Here is a 19,537-nt window from a genome sequence, read left to right as displayed (position 1 = left end):
ATCCGGGTCATACCGACAACTTGTCGCTCGTGGGTTCACTGGATTCCTTCGAATCTGCGAGCAGCGCAGTCAACTGCTCCCCCTCGACATCGACGTTCGGGACCAACCGGTCCAGCCATGAGGGGAACCACCATGCCTTCGAGCCCAACAGGGACATGACGGCCGGTACGACGGTCATACGAATCACGAAGGCGTCGAACAGAACCGCGAACGAGAGTCCGAGTCCGATCTGCATGATGAAGGCGTCGCCGCCGAAGATGAAGCCCGCGAAAACGGCGATCATGATCAGCGCCGCGGCCGTGACGACTCGCGCGCCCTGGTCGAAGCCCTTCACGACTGCTTCGTCCGGTCCGTCACCGTGGACGAACGCTTCACGCATTCTGGTCACCAGGAACACCTGGTAGTCCATCGCCAACCCGAAGACGATGCCGATCATGAAGATGGGCAACATCGCCACAACTGATCCGGTTTGGCCTTCGATTCCGAGAATGCCGGCGAACCAACCCCACTGGAAGATCGCAACCAGCACACCGAACGTCGCGCCGATCGAGAGCAGAAATCCGAGAGTTGCCTTGAGCGGTACCAAGATCGAGCGGAACACCAGCATCAAAAGAATGAAGGCGAGGCCGACGACCAATGCGAGGTAGGGAACGAGGGCATCGGCCAGGCGGTCCGAGACGTCGATCGTCAACGCTGTCTGACCGGTGACCGACATCGTGGCCCCGGTCTCGTCGGTCAGTGATCCGGCGACCTCACGTATATCTGCGACGAGCGCCTTTGTTGCCTCGGTTTCCGGGCCACTCGAGGGAACCACCGTGATGACTGCTGTATCGCCGGCCTGATTGAGTGCTGGCGGCGTCACTGCCGCTACGTCGGGCAGAGCACCGAGCTTTTCCTGGGCGCCGCTCAATGCCGCTGCCGGATCGGTGGCGTCGGAAACGTCGACGACCACCATGAGCGGACCGCTGAACCCCGCACCGAACCCCTCGGATAGTCGGTCGGTAGCCCTGGCGGCAGTTGTGTCGGGCACTGGTGGGCTCGCCAAACTCAGGTTGATTCCGAAGGTGGGGATCGCCAGCAATCCCAACCCGAGGACTGACGCGAGCAAAACCGGAACTCGACGCCGGATCACGAACTTGGCCCATCGCGAGCCCGCCCCCTCCGACTGTTTCCGGTGTGTCAGTTCACCGCCGGACGCCAGCAGTCGACGATCAGACCGACTCAGGACGCGCGACCCTGCAAATCCGAGTGTGGCGGGCAGCAGCGTCAGTGAAATCACCACTGCAACAGCAACTGCGAATGCTGCAGCCAGACCCATGCTCGTCAGGAACGGGATGTTCACGACGAACAGTCCGGCCAGTGCGATGAGGACGGTCAACCCCGCGAACACTACGGCCGAACCCGCAGTCCCCGCTGCGCGGCCCGCAGCAATTTCCGGATCATGTCCGTCACGTAGTTCGGAGCGGTAGCGCGAGACGATGAACAGCGAATAGTCGATCGCCACGGCGAGCCCCAGCATCATTGCCAGGACGGTTGTGCTCGAACCCAATTCGATGAAACCAGTTGCGATGGTGATCGTGCAGATCGCGATGCCGATGCCGATCAACGCGCTGATCAAAGGAAGCCCCGCCGCCACCAAGGAACCGAAGGTGACGGTCAGCACCACCGCGGCGATCGCGACTCCGATCACCTCTCCCATCGATTCGGCGCTGCTTTCCATCAGCACGTTGCCGGCAACATCGACTGCCAGCCCTGAATCCGCGGCGTCGTGGACGGCGGACTCGAGCAGTTCTTTCGAACTGTCCGGCAAGTCCATCGAGTCGGCGGTATAGGAGACCTGCATGTATCCGATCGTCCCAGTCGGAGACACTCCGCCGGAGGCATACGGATCCGATACCGCTGCAACCTCGGGGTCCTTCCCGAGCGCAGAGACCAATCCACTGACGGATTCTCGAATGGCCGGATCGGCGAGCGTCGTACCCGCCGGAGATTCGAAGACTATGCGAGCACTGGCTCCGCCGGTGGACGATTCCGGGAACCGTTCAGCCAGAAGATCCTGTGCCGCTTGCGATTCTGTGCCCGGGATCGACAATGTGTTGACGGTCGGACCGGACAGCGTTGCTGCGCCTACTCCGCCCGCCACCAGCAGGACGACCCAGAAGCCCACCATTGCCCAGCGGCGCCGAAACGCGAGTCGCGAGAGTTTGTACAGGAATATCGACATGCGTATCACTGTGCCGATACACGACCCCGTCGCACATCGTGCACAGGTAGGCAGTTCGACGTACTGCGCTCGCAGTAGGGCGGTGGTCCCCAGTGCTAGACGGGCAGGCCCAACTCCCTTGACCACGGCGGATCCGCCCCTGGTCGTGACACGGTGACGGCTGCCGCGCGTGCGGCAAAGGTCAACGCGGCCGACCAGTCTGCCTCGGAGAACCCGCGCACAACGGCGACGTCGAGTGCATCGTGACGATCAAGGTAGGCCAGCAGGGCTCCGTGAACGGTATCGCCCGCACCGATCGTGTCCGCGACGTCGACCGCGGGCGCCGGCACCGAAACATCGAGTTCCTTGGTGATCAACCGCAACCCGTCACCACCACGGGTGAGCAGTACGGCGCCGACGCCTTCGTCGAGCCACTCGGCGCCGTCGACCGAACCCAACCACTTCGCGTCGTCGTCGCTCACTTTGAGAATATCGATGGCGGGCAACCACGAACGAAATCGTCGTCGATATGCTTCCGGGTCCGAGATCACCGCCGGACGAATATTGGGGTCCACCATGGTGAGTCGACCGCGGGCGTGTGCTTCGTGCAGCATGGCTTCGTAGGCAGAGGCCCCCGGCTCGAGCACCAGCGACAGCGTTCCGAACGAGAATGCCCGGGCAGAGGGAAGCTTCGGCAGCGCGAACTGTCGATCCGCCGTTCCCTCGAGGTAGAAGGAATACCGCGCACCTCCGTCCGCTGCAAGGTTCACGACGGCCAGAGTTGTCGGCTCGGGCCCACGTTCGACTCCGGTCGTGTCGACATTCGACGCGGCCAGCGAGTCGATCATCCGATCTCCGAAGGCGTCGGTGGACAAGCGAGAGACGAATCCCACGTCGGATCCGAGTCGACCCACCGCGATCGCAACGTTGAACGGTCCACCGCCCAACTTGGGTGAGAAGTTCTCCCCCACCGGAACCAGATCAACCAGTCCCTCACCACACACCACGACGGATCGTTCGCGTGTATCACTCATCGGTAGACCCTAACCTTCTCACCAGTCGAAGATGGATGTGACCTGCTCGGCACGAACGAGTTCGGGTGCCGAGCAGGTCACGATTGTGGTGGGATTCAGCTACCCACGCGCTCACCCGTAGTCGGGTCGAAGAGGTGAACAGGACCGTCCACCCGCTCGAAGCCCAGCGTCTGGCCGTACTGCAGCTTCGATCGCCCGCCGGTGCGTGCAACGAGCGAGATCGGGTCGGCTTCGGTTCCAGGCACGTGTGCGTAGATGTACGACTCGTTGCCCAGTTCCTCTACCAGGTCGATCTGAGCTGCGATTCCGTCTCCGGCAGCAACCACCTGGAATTGCTCGGGCCGAATTCCTACTGTGACCGAAGCCAGACCGGCCGCGGCGATTGCCGCCATCTGCTCGCGGTCCAGCGGAACCTCGACGTCGCCGAAACGCACCCCACCCGAACTGACCGGCGCCGTTACCAAGTTCATACCGGGAGATCCGATGAAGCCTGCAACAAACGCATTGGCCGGCCGATCGTAAAGTTCGGTCGGAGAAGCGAATTGTTGCAACTTGCCGCCCTTGAGCACTGCCACGCGATCACCCATCGTCATCGCTTCCACCTGATCGTGCGTGACGTAGACGGTGGTGGTTCCGAGACGACGCTGCAACGCCGCGATCTGCGTGCGGGTCTGGACGCGTAGCTTTGCGTCGAGGTTGGAGAGCGGCTCGTCCATGCAGAACACTTGCGGTTCACGAACGATTGCTCGGCCCATGGCAACTCGCTGCCGTTGGCCGCCGGAAAGCTTGGCCGGCTTGCGGTCGAGGTATTCCGTAAGGTCAAGCAGTTTGGCCGCTTCGGCAACTTTCTTCTTGCGCTCCTCGACGGGCACACCGCGCATCTTCAACGCGAACCCCATGTTTTCGCCGACGGTTTTATTGGGGTACAGCGCGTAATTCTGGAAGACCATTGCGATGTCGCGATCCTTCGACGGGACATCGGTCATGTCCTTGCCGTTGATGGTGATCGCACCGGAATCGATGTCCTCGAGCCCTGCCAACATGCGCAGGGCCGTGGACTTTCCGGAACCTGACGGACCGACGAGCACGATGAACTCCCCGTCCTTGATGTCAAGATCGAGTGAATCTACAGCGAGGGTCCCGGCACCTTCGTAGATGCAAGACGCTTTCTGGTACGAGATTTCAGCCATGACGAACTCCTGAGAGGGTGAGGAGAATTATTTGATTGCACCGAAGGACAGGCCGCGCACCAGTTTGTTCTGGGCGAACCAACCGGCCAGGATGACGGGCAATGCCGCCATGGTCGCTGCCGCGGAGAGCCGAGCCCAGTACAGGCCCTCGCCGGTGATGAACCCGACCAGGAAGACCGGAATCGTCTGCGCTTGAACAGCTGTCAGGTTGACTGCGAAGAAGAATTCGTTCCACGAGAAGATCACGCAGATCAGCGCAGTCGCAGCAATTCCGGGCGAGATCAGCGGGAGGATCACCTCTCGAACCGAGGTCCACAAACTCGCGCCGTCCATGCTGGCGGCTTCGAGAAGCTCGCCGGGGACTTCGAGAAAGAACGAACGCATCATCCACACTGCGATCGGCAGATTCATCGATGTGTACAAGATGACCAGCGCCCAGATGTTGTCGAGCAATCCGATGTCGTTGACGATCACGTACAGCGGCACGATTGCGGCGACGACTGGGAGCATCTTGGTACTGATGAAGAAGAACAGCACATCCTGCGTCTTCTTCACCGGGCGAAGAGACAATGCAAACGCAGCCGGAACACCCAGTAGCAGAACAAGAATCGTCGACATTCCTGTGGCAAATGCCGAGTTCGCCAGCGTTGTACCCAGACCGGAATCGAGGACGGCACGGAACTGTTCGAGGGTGGGAGTGAAGAACAGCTTCGGCGGGTCCGTGTAGGCGTCTGCCTCGGTCTTGAACGCGGTCAGGACCATCCAGAAGACCGGGAAGAAGAATCCGAGAGCGGCGATCCACGCCACGACCGACCACGGACTGAACTTACTGCTCTTCTTTTTCTTGACGACGGGTTTGTCGGTCGTCGCGCTTGTCGTCTCTACGGCAGTCATCACGCCGCCTCCTCGTTGCCGGTGAAGCTCTTGAAGATCAATCGGAGCGCGAGTGTCGAGACGATGATGGTCGCGATCACTGTCACGACACCCATCGCCGCAGCTTGACCTACGTCGAAGCCGAGGAATGCGCGCTGGTAGATGTAGAACGGCAGGTTCGAGCTGGCCACGCCTGGCCCGCCCGACGTCATCATGTACACCGCGTCAAAGGTGTTCACGAGGTAGATCGCACCCAGAACTGCACCGAGTTCGATGAAGCGGCGCAGGTGCGGCAGTGTCAGTTCGCGGAACATCGCAAACGGCTTGGCTCCGTCCACCCGTGCGGCTTCGAGGATGTCTCGGGGCATGGACTGCAAGCCGGCCAGAATGAGCAGCATCATGAAAGGCGTCCACTGCCAGATCAGATTGATCATGACGGCGGCGAGCGGAAACTTGCTGACCCAGTCGACCTGGCCGACACCGAAAGGCTGGAGGACAAAGTTCACGATACCGAATACCGGGTCGAACATTGTTGTCTTCCAGAGCAATGCGCCAGCGACGGGGGTGATGAGAAATGGCGTGATGAGCAGTGTCCGCACGATCCCGCGACCGAGGAAGGCTCTGTCGAGTAGGAGTGCCAACGCGAGTCCGAGGATCACCGAAACGATGACCGTACCCACGATCATGATGACCGTGTTGACCGCGACTTCCCTAAACTGACTGTCCTTGAAAACCTCGATGTAGTTGTCGAACCCGTTGAAGTGCCGCGATCCCGGCCGGACAAGGTTCCACGACTGCGTCGAGTAGTAGAGGGTGAACAGAAACGGAATCTGGGTGACGACGATCGAGAAGATCAACGCCGGCAACAGGGGACCTCTACGACGCCAACCCTCGGCGCGGGAGATCTTCTTTTCGACACGGACCGGTGGCGCGTCGTCCACCGTAGTTCTGGGCTCGGCAACCGTAGTCATCGGTTCTCCTGATAGGTCTTGCCGACCACCTCGGCATACTGCTGGGATTGTTCGAGTGCTTCTTTCACGCTCTTCTGACCCGCGATGGCAGCACTGATCTGCTGGCTGACGCGAGTGCCCAGGTCCTGAAACTCAGGGATGGTGAGGAACTGGACGCCGGTGTACGGAACCGGTTGCACTGTCGGGTTCTTCGGATCTGCATTGTTGATCGATTCGAGGGTGATCGGACCGAATGCCTGTGCGGCCTCTTGATATTCCGGAATCTCGTAGGTCGATAGGCGACTTCCCGGAGGAACTCTCGACCAGCCGAGTTCGGTTCCGACCTTCTGGATGTAGTCCTTGTTCGTCATCCAGGAAATGAACTTCCAGGCGTCATCTTTGTTCTTTGCCGACTCCGGGATTCCGAGCGCCCAGGTGTAGAGCCAACCAGGATCGGACTTCTCGGCCTTCGGGGCCTTCGCATATCCGATGTTGCCGACTACCTTCGACGACGCAGGGTCCTCGAGAACCGACACAGCCGACGTCGCGTCGTACCACATCGCCGTGTTGCCTTGCGCGAATTGTGTTGCACATTCACCGAATCCGCTTGTGGCAGGGCCCGGCTGACCATGCTCCTTGACCGTGTCCACGTAGAACTGAACCGCATCCTCGACCTGCGGACTGGTCAGCTGCGCATTCCAATTCTCGTCGTACCAGCGTCCACCGAAGGTGTTGATCACGGTGTTCAGCGGCGCGAGTACCTCGCCCCAGCCAGGCTTTCCACGCAAACAGATTCCCGCCATCTTGGCATCCGGGTTGTCGAACTGCGCTGCCCAACCTGCAACTTCTTGCCACGTCGGGTCTTCGGGAACTGTTATCCCCGCCTGATCGAACAGATCCTTGCGGTACATCAGGAACGACGACTCCCCGTAGAACGGGACCGCGTACATACTGTCCTCGTATGACAGAGAAGTCTTGATCGACGGTATGAAGTCGTCCTCGTCATAACCGGGCGTCTTGTCTGCATACTCGGACAGGTTCGTGAGCCAACCGTTGGCGGCCCACTGAGGTGTCTCGTAGTTGCTGATCATCACGACGTCGAACTCACCGCCGCCGGTTGCCGTCGACGCTGTGATCTTGGCACGCGCCTGGTTCTCGGAAAGGCTGACGAATTTGAGGTCGATGCCAGGGTTCTCGGCTTCGAAAGCCGGCGCCAGTTTGATGGCGTCCTGCATCTGCGAGTTCGACACCATCGCGATGGTGACTGTTCGTTCGCCGGAACCACCGAGCGCACCAGCGCCCGCACATCCCGACACCAGGAGGCAGAGCGCCGCCGCGGCAGCGCCCCACACTCGTCTTCCTGTTTTCACGGATTACCTTCCTTCACACTTGCGTGTCAGTCGCGCGCTCGGACAGCGAAACTCGTGAGATCGCTAGCCTTCGAGCAGCCACTGGGCGCACTCGACGTCGGTGACGAGTACGTTTGCCAAACCTCCGCGCAATGCGCCCAGAACGGCCTGGCGTTTGTGTGTTCCCCCCGAAATCAGAATCGTCTGATCGCAGGATTTCACTGCGTCGAGCGATACGGAGACCGTTCGCTCAGGCAGTGGCCCCTCCACTGGATTGCCGTCGATCGTGTAGAAACGGCCGCCGATTTCACCGACAGCGCCTCGACTTTCCAACTCGTCCAGCATGGTCGAGTCGACGAAGCTACCGGCAAACAAGGTCGTGGCAGTCGAGACGGCACCAACTCCGAAAACCATGATGTCGGAATCAGTTCCGGCTTGCAGCGCCTTCGAGATGACCGAGTCGTTTCGCATCGACTCCACAGTCGCCGGGTCGGCGTATAGCGGAGCATTGAGGCGAATAGGATTGGCCTGCAACTGTTGTGCACATCGGCCGATGGTGAAGTCGACACCGGTTTGGTAGTCGGTCACCGTCATGGAGCCGTCAAGTTGTACCACAGCCGAGCACTTCGCCGCCTTGTCTGGCAAAGATCCTGCTACCGCAACGGTTTCCGGACCCCAGGTAAACCCGAGAACGCTCGACGGCTGCAGACGACGAACCAGAACTTCCGCTGCTCGTCGGCCGAGCGCGTCGAAGTCCGGATCGTCCGAGTCCGAATTTGCTTCGGGCACAATCAAAACTTCGGCCAACCCGAAGTGCTTCTCCAGTTTCGATTCCAACTCCGTGTTCACCGAACCTTCGAGCTCCGGCGGCACCATAATCTCGACCCTGACCAAACCTTGCGTCCGCGCCCTGGCCAACAGCCGCCCGGCCGTAGGCCGCGAGACGCCCAACTTCGCTGCAATCTCCGCCTGAGTAGCGCCTTCGAGGTGATACATGGTCGCTGCCCGCAAGGCGAGCCGCACATCCTCGGAAGCCGGCAACTTCGACGACTTGAGTCCTGCGGGCTGAGCCGACTGGTTCACACGGTCTCCTTGTGTATCAGGTTCAAAGTTTCTTGATCGTGAGCAGATGCTCACTAGATGTTCTTATGCTCATTAAGCTAACATCTACGTTGTGACCCACACAACAGTTTCCGGAGAATCCGTCGATCTACCTGCGACAATTCGGGCAAATGTCCTTGTTGAGACCGGAAAGATGCAGATGGTCGAGAGACCACGACCGTCCCCGAAGACGGGTGAAGTCCTCGTTCGCATCCATGCCGTGGGCGTGTGCGGGTCGGACGCGCACTACTTTCACGAAGGTCGCATCGGCCCTTACGTAGTCAACTCACCGCTCGTTCTCGGACACGAAGCATCGGGACGCATCGCCGCAGTCGGTGACGGCGTCGACCCAAGACGCATCGGGCAGCGCGTCTCCATCGAGCCTCAGAAGCCCGATCCGACAAGTCCCGAATCCAAGGCAGGCAGATACAACCTCTGCCCTCATATGGAGTTCTTCGCGACGCCGCCGATCGACGGTGCACTGACCGACTACGTCACGATCGGTGCCGACTTCGCCCATCCCATCGCAGATTCCGTGTCCTACGAGGCAGCTGCGCTGTTCGAGCCACTCTCCGTAGGGATCGCCTCAGCCCAGAAAGCGGGAATCACTGCCGGCTCTCGTGTGTTGATCGCCGGCGCCGGCCCGGTAGGAATCGTGACGACGCAGGTGGCCAAGGCATTCGGCGCGACGGAAGTCATCGTCTCGGACATCGATGCGGCCCGGCGTGATGTGGCACTGAAATTCGGCGCAACAACCGTCGTTGATCCTCGTGAAAGCGACGTACGCTCGCTGGCCGTCGATGCGTTCATCGACGCCTCGGGTGCCGCGGCCGCAGTAATCGACGGGATTCACGCAGTTCGGCCCGCTGGGACCGTCGTTCTGGTCGGAATGGGTGCCGACGAGATACCGTTGCCGGTCCCGATCATTCAGAATCGCGAACTGATGCTCACCGGAGTGTTCCGGTACGCCAACACGTGGCCGATCGCCGCCGCACTGGTCGCTGCCGGGCGCGTCGATCTGGATTCGATGGTCACAGCACGCTTTTCACTCGAACGATCGCAAGAGGCCCTGGTGGCCGATCGCATTCCCGGCAGCATCAAAGCCGTAGTCATCGTCGCCGAAGGAGACTAGAACTTTCATGGAACTCAATACGAAGACCTTGCTCGACTTCGATGCTGAACTCGAAGTGCCGAACTACGACCGGAGCAAAGTCACTACCGGCATAGTGCATTTCGGTGTCGGAGGCTTTCACCGTGCACACCAGGCCATGTACATCGATACCCTCCTGCGACGAGGTGAAGCCTTCGACTGGGGAATCTGCGGAGTGGGAGTGATGCCGTCGGACAAGCGAATGAAAGACGCACTCCGCGCGCAGGACGGCCTCTACACGCTGGCGCTCAAGCATGCTGACGGAACCCTCCAGGGCCGGGTCATCGGGTCGATCGTCGAGTACTTGTTCGCGCCCGACGATCCGGAGGCGGTGATCGAAAAGATGGCATCCGAATCGACGAAAATCGTATCTCTCACCATCACCGAGGGCGGATACAACATCTCGCACACTACGGGCGAGTTCGACGCGTCCCATCCCGATGTGATGCACGATCTCGAGCCGGGAACACTCCCCCGCACCACCTTCGGTCTGATTTGTGCGGCACTCGCACTCCGTCGCGACCGGGGCCTCACCCCGTTCACGATCATGAGTTGCGACAACATCGAAGGCAACGGATCGGTCGCCAGGACGGCAGTCGGAGCGTTCGCCGCCCTGAAGGATCCCGAACTTGCGGAGTGGATCGACGAGAACGGCGCCTTCCCCAACTCCATGGTCGACCGGATCACACCCGTCACGACAGCCGAGGTGACCACCGAGATCGCCGAGACGTTTGGCGTGGACGATCAGTGGCCGGTCGCAGCTGAGCCGTTCACCGCGTGGTTCCTCGAGGACGAGTTCACCTCAGGCAGGCCACCTCTGGAGAATGCCGGCGTCAATCTCGTGCCGGATGTTCGCCCGTACGAACTGATGAAACTGCGCCTTCTCAATGCCAGCCATCAAGGCATCGCGTACTTCGGCTACCTTGCCGGATACCGCCTGGTCCACGAGGCATGCCAGGACGAACTCTTGTCAGGGTTCCTGCTCGACTACATGAATCTGGAAGCGACGCCGACCCTTGATCCGGTACCCGGCGTCGACCTCGATCAGTACAAGAAGACCCTCATCGAACGATTCTCGAACCCCCAGGTCCGCGACACGATTGCGCGTCTGTGCGCCGAGTCGTCCGATCGAATTCCCAAGTGGCTGTTGCCCGTCATCCGGACCCAACTCGACACCGGTGGGTCGATCAACCTGTCCACCGCAATTGTCGCCAGCTGGGCCCGCTACGCCGAGGGCACAGACGAGAACGGAGATCCCATCACCGTCGTCGATCAGCTGTCGGACGCTCTGGTGCCGCTCGCCCAGAAACAATCGAGCGACCCGTTGGCCTTCATCGGGTACCGCCAAGTGTTCGGCGATCTCGTGGACGATCGCCGATTTGTCGCAAGCTTCCGAAAGACCCTCGACTCGTTGCACTCCGTCGGAGCCAGAAGAACCCTCGAGGAGGTGCGCGGGCTCTGACTACGCCGAGACGTCGTGCAGGTGATGGATCGGATCGTGAATGAAGTAGGCCGCCAACGATTCGACGGTGAACGCCGATCCGTCACTGCGGAGACCCCGTCGTTGGCGGCTACCCTCTGGCACGGTTTCGAAGGCGTTCGCGACTTCCGCCGCGGCGTCGGACAATTCCGATGCCACCGTTGCCGGATCTTGGTCGTTGTACCGCTCGGCCTCAGCTGTTGCGTCTTGATCCCAGTTCTCGAATTGCGGATCGTCGAATTCGAGCATCTGTTCCAACCTCACCTTGAAGATCCTGAACACGTCGCGTACGTGGGCGGAATACTCCAGCGCTGACCATGTTTCGCTGTCCGGTCGCTCCGTCACATTCTCGCGCTCCAGTACCTCGGCCCACGAGACGGCATTGCTACGCACAAGATCTGGAACATCCGCGAACGCAACAGCGGACGAATCAAACCCGCACTCGCCGCATGGGCGTTCGAGGACCCAGGTCCAGTTCTTTGTATCCGGGGTGATCGGCATGGATCGAGAATAGTCCGCCAGGGCGGGGTCAGTCTGCTTCGATTGGCCGATGAAGCGAATTATGATCGGTATTGCGATTCCATTCGTGCTGATGCTTACTTCGTGTGACGGGGACGGGGGCGACGCCGAACCACACGAACTCGCCTTCACATGCGACGACGCACATGCGTACCTCGAAGTTTTCGGGACGGTCGAGGCGGCGTTGGCCCGGCTACAGAGCCCTGGATGGAACGATGTCCCTGAACTCGTGGGTTCCGCCAGCGCCTGGGCAGCGTTCACACCGCAACAGCAGACTGCGATAGTCAATTCACTTCATGCGGCTTCCCGAGGTGAATGTTGATCCGTACTTCTGTGCCGGTATCGGCATCTGACTCCGTCGACAAGATTTGCCGGTCGATACTCGGATCGGCCGAAGAACTGGGACATACTCCGACCGATTCCACGTCGCCGATCGATCGAGTCCGCGAATACATGAGCGGACCGCACGACGACTGGAGACGATTCGACGCTGAGGCGCGTCAGCGCATCCAAGAAGCCTCCGAAGCAGCGGAATCGGGATCTTGCGGTTGAGCAACGCGGGGCGTCCGGTTCGCTTATCGCACAACGGAATTCCGGACAACGACGTATCAACGTCATTCCGTTGGTGACAAATTTTCGTTCGTCTGCGACGGCCGGTCACTTGAAATTCCCCAGAGCTTTCAGTTCAACGTCAAAGATCCTGTGACGCGACTCTGGCCGAGACTTCAACTGGTCTCGTCGTCCCTCAGGTGAAAGGCGTCGAGTCGACATGTACCCCCTCCGAACGCAGCAAATGCTCGGCCGCACGAATCAACAAGGAGAGGGATTCGTACGAGAGTCCCTCGGTTGCATGCATCAACCTGTCAGGCGTCGGAATCGACGTGTCGCCCGGCGAACCCTCGGGTCTCCGCGCAGAAAGCACGGTCGAGAGTTCTCGTTGATTCACCACCTGACCTGTGCTGTTCGCTCGCTCGAACATGGCATTCAGCCGCTGGACGAGTTCCTCACCGTCGGCTGATCGAATAATGTTGCCGAACAGCCTGTTTCCGTGATCGGCTATGACACCAGGCGCGATCGAGTTCTTGATTGTCACAGTATGTTCTCCGTTACGTTGGTCTGTCAGGTTGATCAGGGGTGCGACCGGGAGCAACTCGCAGAGCCTTTATCTGTGCCGCCCAACGGCGTCGCGTCCATCGACAGCAGACCAATCTCCCCCGGCGCCCATCGGCTTCCGGTAGTGCGACCTTGAAGTTGCTGTTAACTTGCAGCTCTTCGTTACACTTTACCAATAGTTGTAACGATTCGACAAGTGTTTTGTTCCGATTGCCCGGTTTTGCGTCCGATCAGGGCAACTACTGAGCTCTCGCGGGCTGCGGATTCTGCGATTCACGAAGCACGGCAAATGGACCTGCAGCAGACAACGACGGCGAGACAGCCCTCGACGGCTTTCGTACCCAATATTTTCCATCACCCCTGATCACATAACTAAACGTGATGGAGCGCGAAGTCCTCGACGCTGATGACCCAAGTCCGACAGCGCCTTTCAGACAAGGACAGGGCCCCGCGGTTGCGGGGCCCTGTCCGTTTCCAGTCCTCGAGTAGCGTCGTTCTTCGACAGTCGGCTGCCGGTCAGCGCGTCAACGAATGGCGGCGCGCATTGCTCAGCAGTGGAACGGATTTCGACTGTTCACGTTGGCCACGATCTCGTAGCTGCGCATACGATCCCGAGTCGCATTCCTCCCCGAATCGGTACGGAACTTTCAGTCGCCAGTTCTAACGCGTCCAATCGGGCCCCACCTCGCCTGTTTGGGGGCAGCCGAGCCGCGGGGGGTCGGCTCGACTGCCTGCACCTACACCAGGCGAAGATGGTTTCGTGCCAGCTATCTGCTTAACCAGCGTGCGTCGACGCTCAGGGGGTCACTGGAACGCATCGTCGTCACCTGTGGGCCGGGCTCGCGCCGGCAGGTACAGACCATTGTTCAGTGACCCCTGAGTTCGATCGTCGAAATCACCTTCGATCGCCGTGCGTAGGTACATCTAGAGCGTGACACTTCGGCTAGTTGAGCACATACGCTGAAATACCTGGATAGGTACCTACTTTTCCTTCGTCTTCCGAGTGGTCGCCATCTCGGTCACGTCCAGAAGCGTTGCACATCCGACACTGTCGGGAAATTGGTCATCTGGATCCGAGACTTTCACCTCATCTGCGATCGACGATCATGATGCGACGATTCCTTGTGTGACCACGAACGCTCGACTCAGACGCAACCGCAGGCGCATTGCCAGGCGATTCAATCCCAACAACGTGTGGGCAACTGTCCTGGTGATTGCACTTTGCGCACTAGTCGCCTTGGCGATCGTCTGCAGCATGATCTTCGACAAAAATCATTGGGGCTGACCCGCGGGCTCACGGCACCTGAACGTGGGGCGGGCGGGGCTCGAACCCGCGACCAATGGATTATGAGTCCACGGCTCTAACCGACTGAGCTACCGCCCCATCCGGATGCGATGCATCGCGGCGAATCCGAATGTTACCGGCACATCCGACGCGGATCACAATCGGGCAGGCGGTGACGCGTTGCACTCTTTCGAGTCGAGTCTTCCAAGGTTGGTCGGCACAGGCGCGATGAGCCGATACCGTGGGAGTGCACACCCCACGGAACAGGATCACCACATGAAGCTTGCACTGACCGAATTCAAGAACTCGAAGGCCACGATCCGGATCATCATGTCCGACGGCGCGAAGCTGAACGGCACCGTCACCGATTTCACCGAAGACACTCTCGTCCTCAATTCTCCGAATGGTGTCTATTACATCAACCCCAGCCACATCATCCGGCTGTTCGAGCCGTCGGATCGCGCAGCGAAGTAACCACACCCGTCAAACAGTTCGACGGTTCCACCGAAAGTCCGACGCAGACACTTGCGTCGGGCTTTGGTGTATCTGTCGCCAATATCTACGCGTCGCGTTCACGGGTGCTGATGACGCCTATCCTCTCCGACATGGCGAACGACAGCGGACCACCTGAACTCGTGTTGTTCGACCTGGGCGGGGTGCTGTGTCGATTCGAGCCTGAACTTCGCGCCGCAGAACTGGCAGCGGCCATCGGCGTCACTGAAGAAGAGATTCATGCCCTCGTGTTCGCGTCCGGGTTCGACCAGGAATGCGACCTCGGCCTTCACTCCGAAACCGCGATCCTGGAACGCTTTCGACGGCTCGGGTTTCCCGGTGACCGCGACGACCTTCGCCGAGCCTGGGCCAAGGCCTTCATCCCGGACCGCGCAGTCATCGATCTCGCAATCGCGCTTCGAAGCGAGGGCGTCGCGGTCGCCACACTCTCCGACAATGGACCTGTCCTGTTGGCCGCCATCGAAAGTGTTGTAACTCCAGTGGCAATCGACGAGCATGTTTTCTCCTGCATGCTCGGAGCTACCAAACCCGACCCTGCGGCCTTCCTGGCTGCGCTGGAGTTTCTCGATGCGCGTCCACAGCAGACCTTCTTCGTCGACGACAACCCGGTGAACGTCCTCAGCGCTCGACGGCTGGGAATTCGCGCAGAACAAGCAAACAAGGCGGCAGACGTCGAATCGGCACTTCGATCGGTGGACCTGCTGCGAGCGCACTAGGTCAGACGAATACAAGAAAGCCCCCCACCCGATTTCTCAGGTGAGGGGCTTTGCTGCTCCCCCGGCTGGACTCGAACCAGCAACCGTCCGATTAACAGTCGGAAGCTCTGCCAATTGAGCTACAGGGGATTGTCTTGCTCGCTTCGCCCGTTCCGGCGTTGCCTGAGAAACTGTAGCGAATCCTCCACCGAAGTACCAAATCGCCTGCCCAGCGAGTCATCAGGCAGGATGGAGTCAGGACGATCGGTGCTGGAGGGAAGCAGGAATGATGCGTTTGTTGATCGGTGTTGCAGCTGGGTACGTCCTGGGAACCAAAGCGGGCCGCGCACGATACGAGCAGATCAGCCGGGCCGCGAAGGCGGTGGCCACTAGTCCGGCCACAAAGAAGGTGTTGGACGCGTCACGGCAGAAGCTGGCCGACTCACTGAGTACTCAGCCCAAGCTCGAGCCGATGAAGCCGATCAACGAGGAGACCACGATTCTGGTCCCCCACGACCAGTTGAAGAAAAACCGCTAGGTCAGACGCTTTGGTCGCCGACAGCCTGCTCACGCAGCTGTCGGCGATACTGCTCCAGCGCCACGAGGTCTCCGAACAGTGAGTTGTATTCCTCAGGGGCCGCAGCAGGTGAAACGCGCTGAAGCTTGGATTTGAGGTCGGCAACCTGCTCGCCCACCCACGCTTCCTGCAGTCGTGCGAGCACTCCGTTGATGTAGCGTGGAACCGTGTCTTCGTCGCACGGCATCGGTTCGACGGCCAGCTCAGATACAACCGAGGCCACCGTCATGTCCTCGACGCCCTTGGTGACGACTTCGATCCACTCGGCGCCACCGAGCCCCTTGCTCGTTCCACCGGCGTCAGCCATTGCCTGTCTGATGACAACGTAGGCGGGGTGGGTGAATGTCTCGGGAGGCAACGAGTCGAAGACACTGCCGGCGATGCCAGGGTGCTGCAATGCGGCCTTGAGGACAGCTCGCTGCGTCGAGAGCGCCGGATCGTTGGGCCGGGGCCTGGAAATTCCGATCGGCAGCGCGAGCGCATCGGCAGCAGGTGCCTCGACAACCTGACGACGCTTGGGCGCCGGCGAAGATCCGCGCGTCGACGCCCGTTTGCGAGCTTCGTCACGCACTCGTCGTCGAACCGACGGAAGATCGTCCCAACCGACCCATCCGCACAACAGATTCGCATAGCTGTCGCGCAGAGTTGATTCCTTGATCTGCGCAACGACGGGGACGGTACGACGCAGTGCCTCGACGCGACCTTCAGCGGTCTCCAGATCGTGTTCGGTGAGGATGGACTTCACCACGAACTCGAACATCGGAGTGCGCCGTGCCACGAGGTCGCGAACGGCGGCGTCACCAGACTTCAGACGCAGATCGCACGGGTCCATTCCGTCGGGCGCGACGGCGACGAACGTCTGCCCGGCCATCTTCTGATCACCCTCGAACGCCTTCATCGCAGCGGCCTGCCCTGCGGCATCACCGTCGAAGGTGTAGATGATCTCACCGCGAAAGTAGCTGTCGTCCATCAGGAGTCGGCGGAGCATCGCGAGGTGCTCCTCACCGAAGGCGGTTCCACACGAAGCGACGGCGGTCTTGACGCCGGCCAAGTGCATCGCCATGACGTCGGTGTAGCCCTCGACGACTACCGCCTGGTGCCCCTTGGCGATGTCGCGCTTGGCGAGGTCCAAGCCGAACAGGACCTGAGACTTCTTGTAGAGGATCGTTTCCGGCGTGTTGACGTACTTACCCGGCATGGTGTCGTCGTCGAAAAGCTTGCGGGCACCGAAGCCGATGACGTCACCGGCGACGCTGCGGATCGGCCACAGAAGACGGCGATGGAACCGGTCGATCGGACCTCGTCGCCCCTCTTTGGACAGCCCGGCTGCTTCGAGTTCCTTGAATTCGAAGCCCTTGGACATCAAGTGTTTTGTGAGAGTGTCCCAACCTTCGGGCGCGTATCCACACCCGAACTGCAGTGCTGCGGCACCGTCGAAGTTTCTCTCGGTGAGGTAGTCGCGAGCCGCCTGGGCATCGGGTTCGCGCAGACGAGCGGCGTAGAACTCCTGAGCCGCCGCGTTTGCCGCGATCAAGCGTGCACGAGTGCCGCGATCGCGCTGAACGGACGGCCCACCACCCTCGTACGAAATCGTGTAGCTGAGCCGATCCGCCAACTGCTCGACAGCCTCGACAAAGCTGATGTGATCCATCTTCTGCAGGAACGAGTACACGTCCCCGCCCTCACCGCAGCCGAAGCAGTGGTAGAGGCCGTGGTTGGGTCGCACGTGGAACGACGGCGACTTCTCGTCGTGAAAGGGACACAGACCTTTGATCGAATCGCCACCGGCACGCTTGAGTGAAACGTATTCACCGACGATGTCCTCGATGCGAGTGCGTTCGCGAATGGCCGCGATGTCTCTGTCAGAAATTCGGCCCGCCACGTACATCAGTCTAGGCGGTCCCCCGGCACCTCCTGACAACGATATGTTGATGGCCGACTCTGCACCGCAGCGATGGGACCGACGATGACTGAAAACGCCTCGAGCTCGCACGAAGGGCGATCAGGAACCCGATTCGGCGTGTACGAGTTGCGTCGCCTCCTCGGCCGAGGCGGAATGGGTGAAGTGTACGAGGCGTACGACACCTCGAAGGATCGCCTGGTCGCACTCAAGTTGCTCCATCGCGAACTTGCGGCCGACCCGTCATTCCAAGCTCGTTTCCGCCGAGAATCTCGCACCACCGCCGCCTTGAACGAACCGCACGTGATCCCGGTACACGACTGGGGCGAGATCGACGGAGTCCTCTTCATCGACATGCGTTTGGTCGAAGGTCATACGTTGCGCGCCGAGTTGGCCGAATTCGGCCGACTCACGCCTGTACGAGCCGTCGACATCGTCTCGCAGATAGCGTCAGCGCTGGACGCAGCGCACGCGCGCGGACTCATCCATCGCGACGTCAAACCAGACAACATCATTCTCACGAACAACGGCTTCGCCTACCTCGTCGACTTCGGAATCGCATACTCACAGACGGACACGAAGATCACCACCGAGGGAAGCGCAGTCGGTTCGTATGCATACATGGCGCCGGAGCGGTTCGGAATCGAAACGCCGACGGCCGCAGCGGATGTCTATTCCCTGGCTTGTGTCCTCTACCAATCACTCACCGGAACAACACCTTTCAACACCACAAGCATCGAGCATCTGGTCAATTCGCACCTGAACGCTCCGCCGCCACGCCCCACACTGACAGTTCCGTCGCTCCCGCAAGGTTTTGACGCCATCGTGGCTCGCGGCATGGCAAAGGATCCCGCACACCGCTATCCGACTACGGGAGCGCTCGCACTCCAAGCGCGGCAGGCCCTCTCGACGACCCACACCCCCGGTGCCGCCGGCGGATTGCACCCCACGATCGTCGGGCCGCCCATCTACACCACGGCGAATCCCGCTCACGGGAACTACACGCACATCGCGACAAAGACCAAGCGAAACCGAGCCCCGATCGCGATCGGTGCGGCTGGAGTTGCACTCGTTCTGACCGCAGGAGGCACGGCGGCCTGGGTAATGCTGGGGAACTCGGGACCCGAATCACCCACCACTGCAGCAGCTTCCATCGCCACGTCGGCACCGGCACCCACTCAGGAGCCGGCCAGAACGCCCAAGCTCGAGCCGCTACCCACCGCCGGACTGCAGGCGACCACGACCACCCGGGCGTCGAACCCGGGCGCGAGAAATGGCGACCTCGGGGTCAGCAAGCCGATCACCGTCCCCTCGTGCAAAGGAACCGGAATCGTGGTGTTGGCCAATGCCACCGATCCGGCAACGTACGCCAGCGAGATCCAGAACTACCTCGACGCGTTCCCCGGCTCGAAATACCTACGCACAGACCAGTCCTGCCCGTCACTGCGTCAAGTCTCCGATTCGGGGACGGCGATCTACACGGTGTATCGCGAATCCGGGAACACCGAGTCGAAGATCTGCAAGGACGTTCGCGCAGCAGGCGGCGACGCTTACGGCAAGTGGCTCGATACCACCACCGACCCGTCGACGCGGATGACCTGCTGA

Annotated in this window: 16 protein-coding genes and 2 tRNA genes; 6 read left to right on the top strand and 12 right to left on the bottom strand. The window is 60.6% G+C overall.

Going from position 1 to position 19,537, the window contains the following annotated elements; genetic code table 11:
• Positions 1-7: 7 nt before the first annotated feature.
• From ABX74_RS00315 to ABX74_RS00285, 7 genes are all read right to left on the bottom strand, one after another.
• Positions 8-2,224: an MMPL family transporter gene (locus tag ABX74_RS00315; RefSeq protein ID WP_047887970.1), complete on the bottom strand. Its 2,217-nt coding sequence runs from the start codon at positions 2,222-2,224 to the stop codon at positions 8-10.
• A 95-nt stretch (positions 2,225-2,319) separates the two neighbouring features.
• Complete coding sequence (locus ABX74_RS00310) at positions 2,320-3,237, bottom strand: carbohydrate kinase family protein (RefSeq protein WP_019748975.1); 918 nt, start codon at positions 3,235-3,237, stop codon at positions 2,320-2,322.
• Between the two features lie 95 nt (positions 3,238-3,332).
• Complete coding sequence (locus ABX74_RS00305) at positions 3,333-4,427, bottom strand: ABC transporter ATP-binding protein (protein ID WP_019748976.1); 1,095 nt, start codon at positions 4,425-4,427, stop codon at positions 3,333-3,335.
• Positions 4,428-4,454: 27 nt separating this feature from the next.
• Positions 4,455-5,321: a carbohydrate ABC transporter permease gene (locus ABX74_RS00300; protein WP_020969937.1), complete on the bottom strand. Its 867-nt coding sequence runs from the start codon at positions 5,319-5,321 to the stop codon at positions 4,455-4,457.
• The gene (locus ABX74_RS00295; RefSeq protein WP_019748978.1) at positions 5,321-6,271 is read right to left on the bottom strand and encodes a carbohydrate ABC transporter permease; all 951 of its coding nucleotides are present in this window, start codon (positions 6,269-6,271) and stop codon (positions 5,321-5,323) included. Before ABX74_RS00295 ends, ABX74_RS00300 begins: the two co-directional genes overlap by 1 nt.
• Positions 6,268-7,620, bottom strand: a complete 1,353-nt coding sequence (locus ABX74_RS00290) for an ABC transporter substrate-binding protein (RefSeq protein ID WP_047887969.1) — start codon at positions 7,618-7,620, stop codon at positions 6,268-6,270. Before ABX74_RS00290 ends, ABX74_RS00295 begins: the two co-directional genes overlap by 4 nt.
• 63 nt (positions 7,621-7,683) lie before the next feature.
• Entirely contained in the window at positions 7,684-8,682 is a 999-nt protein-coding gene (locus ABX74_RS00285; protein ID WP_021334180.1) for a sugar-binding transcriptional regulator, read from the bottom strand.
• Positions 8,683-8,821: 139 nt separating this feature from the next.
• Here ABX74_RS00285 and ABX74_RS00280 point away from each other — a divergent pair, with 139 nt between their 5' ends.
• A complete protein-coding gene (locus tag ABX74_RS00280) occupies positions 8,822-9,832 on the top strand; it encodes an NAD(P)-dependent alcohol dehydrogenase (protein ID WP_047888013.1) in 1,011 nt (336 codons plus the stop codon).
• A 7-nt stretch (positions 9,833-9,839) separates the two neighbouring features.
• On the top strand, positions 9,840-11,312 hold the full coding sequence (locus tag ABX74_RS00275) for a mannitol dehydrogenase family protein (RefSeq protein ID WP_047887968.1): 1,473 nt from the start codon (positions 9,840-9,842) through the stop codon (positions 11,310-11,312).
• On the opposite strand, the gene ABX74_RS00270 is transcribed toward ABX74_RS00275, so the two are convergent.
• The 3 genes from ABX74_RS00270 to ABX74_RS00250 all read right to left on the bottom strand — a co-directional run bounded on the left by ABX74_RS00270 (position 11,313) and on the right by ABX74_RS00250 (position 14,346).
• Positions 11,313-11,831 carry a DinB family protein gene (locus tag ABX74_RS00270; protein ID WP_047887967.1) on the bottom strand — a complete coding sequence of 173 codons (519 nt, stop codon included), beginning with the start codon at positions 11,829-11,831 and terminating at the stop codon, positions 11,313-11,315.
• Positions 11,832-12,594: 763 nt separating this feature from the next.
• Positions 12,595-12,942 carry a hypothetical protein gene (locus tag ABX74_RS00255; RefSeq protein ID WP_047887965.1) on the bottom strand — a complete coding sequence of 116 codons (348 nt, stop codon included), beginning with the start codon at positions 12,940-12,942 and terminating at the stop codon, positions 12,595-12,597.
• A 1,330-nt stretch (positions 12,943-14,272) separates the two neighbouring features.
• Positions 14,273-14,346: transfer RNA gene (locus ABX74_RS00250), tRNA-Ile, on the bottom strand.
• 177 nt (positions 14,347-14,523) lie between these two features.
• Between ABX74_RS00250 and ABX74_RS30530 the strand changes: the two genes are divergently transcribed.
• The gene (locus tag ABX74_RS30530; protein ID WP_003941659.1) at positions 14,524-14,721 is read left to right on the top strand and encodes a hypothetical protein; all 198 of its coding nucleotides are present in this window, start codon (positions 14,524-14,526) and stop codon (positions 14,719-14,721) included.
• A 131-nt stretch (positions 14,722-14,852) separates the two neighbouring features.
• A complete protein-coding gene (locus ABX74_RS00240) occupies positions 14,853-15,476 on the top strand; it encodes an HAD family hydrolase (protein WP_223257790.1) in 624 nt (207 codons plus the stop codon).
• A 56-nt stretch (positions 15,477-15,532) separates the two neighbouring features.
• On the opposite strand, the gene ABX74_RS00235 is transcribed toward ABX74_RS00240, so the two are convergent.
• Positions 15,533-15,605: transfer RNA gene (locus ABX74_RS00235), tRNA-Asn, on the bottom strand.
• A 136-nt stretch (positions 15,606-15,741) separates the two neighbouring features.
• Between ABX74_RS00235 and ABX74_RS00230 the strand changes: the two genes are divergently transcribed.
• A complete protein-coding gene (locus ABX74_RS00230; RefSeq protein ID WP_003941570.1) occupies positions 15,742-15,993 on the top strand; it encodes a hypothetical protein in 252 nt (83 codons plus the stop codon).
• Between the two features lies 1 nt (position 15,994).
• Here ABX74_RS00230 and dnaG read toward each other — a convergent pair whose 3' ends face one another.
• Positions 15,995-17,914, bottom strand: a complete 1,920-nt coding sequence (gene dnaG / locus ABX74_RS00225; protein WP_003941578.1) for a DNA primase — start codon at positions 17,912-17,914, stop codon at positions 15,995-15,997.
• A 72-nt stretch (positions 17,915-17,986) separates the two neighbouring features.
• Here dnaG and ABX74_RS00220 point away from each other — a divergent pair, with 72 nt between their 5' ends.
• Complete coding sequence (locus ABX74_RS00220) at positions 17,987-19,537, top strand: serine/threonine-protein kinase (protein ID WP_047887964.1); 1,551 nt, start codon at positions 17,987-17,989, stop codon at positions 19,535-19,537.

Source organism: Rhodococcus sp. ARP2 (assembly GCF_001029585.1).
Classification (GTDB): Bacteria; Actinomycetota; Actinomycetes; order Mycobacteriales; family Mycobacteriaceae; genus Rhodococcus_F; species Rhodococcus_F erythropolis.
The sequence above is the reverse complement of the archived record's forward strand: the minus strand, read 5'-3'. Positions and strand labels throughout refer to the sequence as shown.

Coding starts and splice junctions, on each gene's coding strand:
- ABX74_RS00315 (WP_047887970.1), bottom strand. CDS start 2,224: ATGTCGATATTCCTGTACAAACTCTCGCGACTCGCGTTTCGGCGCCGC.
- ABX74_RS00310 (WP_019748975.1), bottom strand. CDS start 3,237: ATGAGTGATACACGCGAACGATCCGTCGTGGTGTGTGGTGAGGGACTG.
- ABX74_RS00305 (WP_019748976.1), bottom strand. CDS start 4,427: ATGGCTGAAATCTCGTACCAGAAAGCGTCTTGCATCTACGAAGGTGCC.
- ABX74_RS00300 (WP_020969937.1), bottom strand. CDS start 5,321: ATGACTGCCGTAGAGACGACAAGCGCGACGACCGACAAACCCGTCGTC.
- ABX74_RS00295 (WP_019748978.1), bottom strand. CDS start 6,271: ATGACTACGGTTGCCGAGCCCAGAACTACGGTGGACGACGCGCCACCG.
- ABX74_RS00275 (WP_047887968.1), top strand. CDS start 9,840: ATGGAACTCAATACGAAGACCTTGCTCGACTTCGATGCTGAACTCGAA.
- ABX74_RS00270 (WP_047887967.1), bottom strand. CDS start 11,831: ATGCCGATCACCCCGGATACAAAGAACTGGACCTGGGTCCTCGAACGC.
- ABX74_RS30530 (WP_003941659.1), top strand. CDS start 14,524: ATGAAGCTTGCACTGACCGAATTCAAGAACTCGAAGGCCACGATCCGG.
- ABX74_RS00240 (WP_223257790.1), top strand. CDS start 14,853: ATGGCGAACGACAGCGGACCACCTGAACTCGTGTTGTTCGACCTGGGC.
- ABX74_RS00230 (WP_003941570.1), top strand. CDS start 15,742: ATGATGCGTTTGTTGATCGGTGTTGCAGCTGGGTACGTCCTGGGAACC.
- ABX74_RS00220 (WP_047887964.1), top strand. CDS start 17,987: ATGGGACCGACGATGACTGAAAACGCCTCGAGCTCGCACGAAGGGCGA.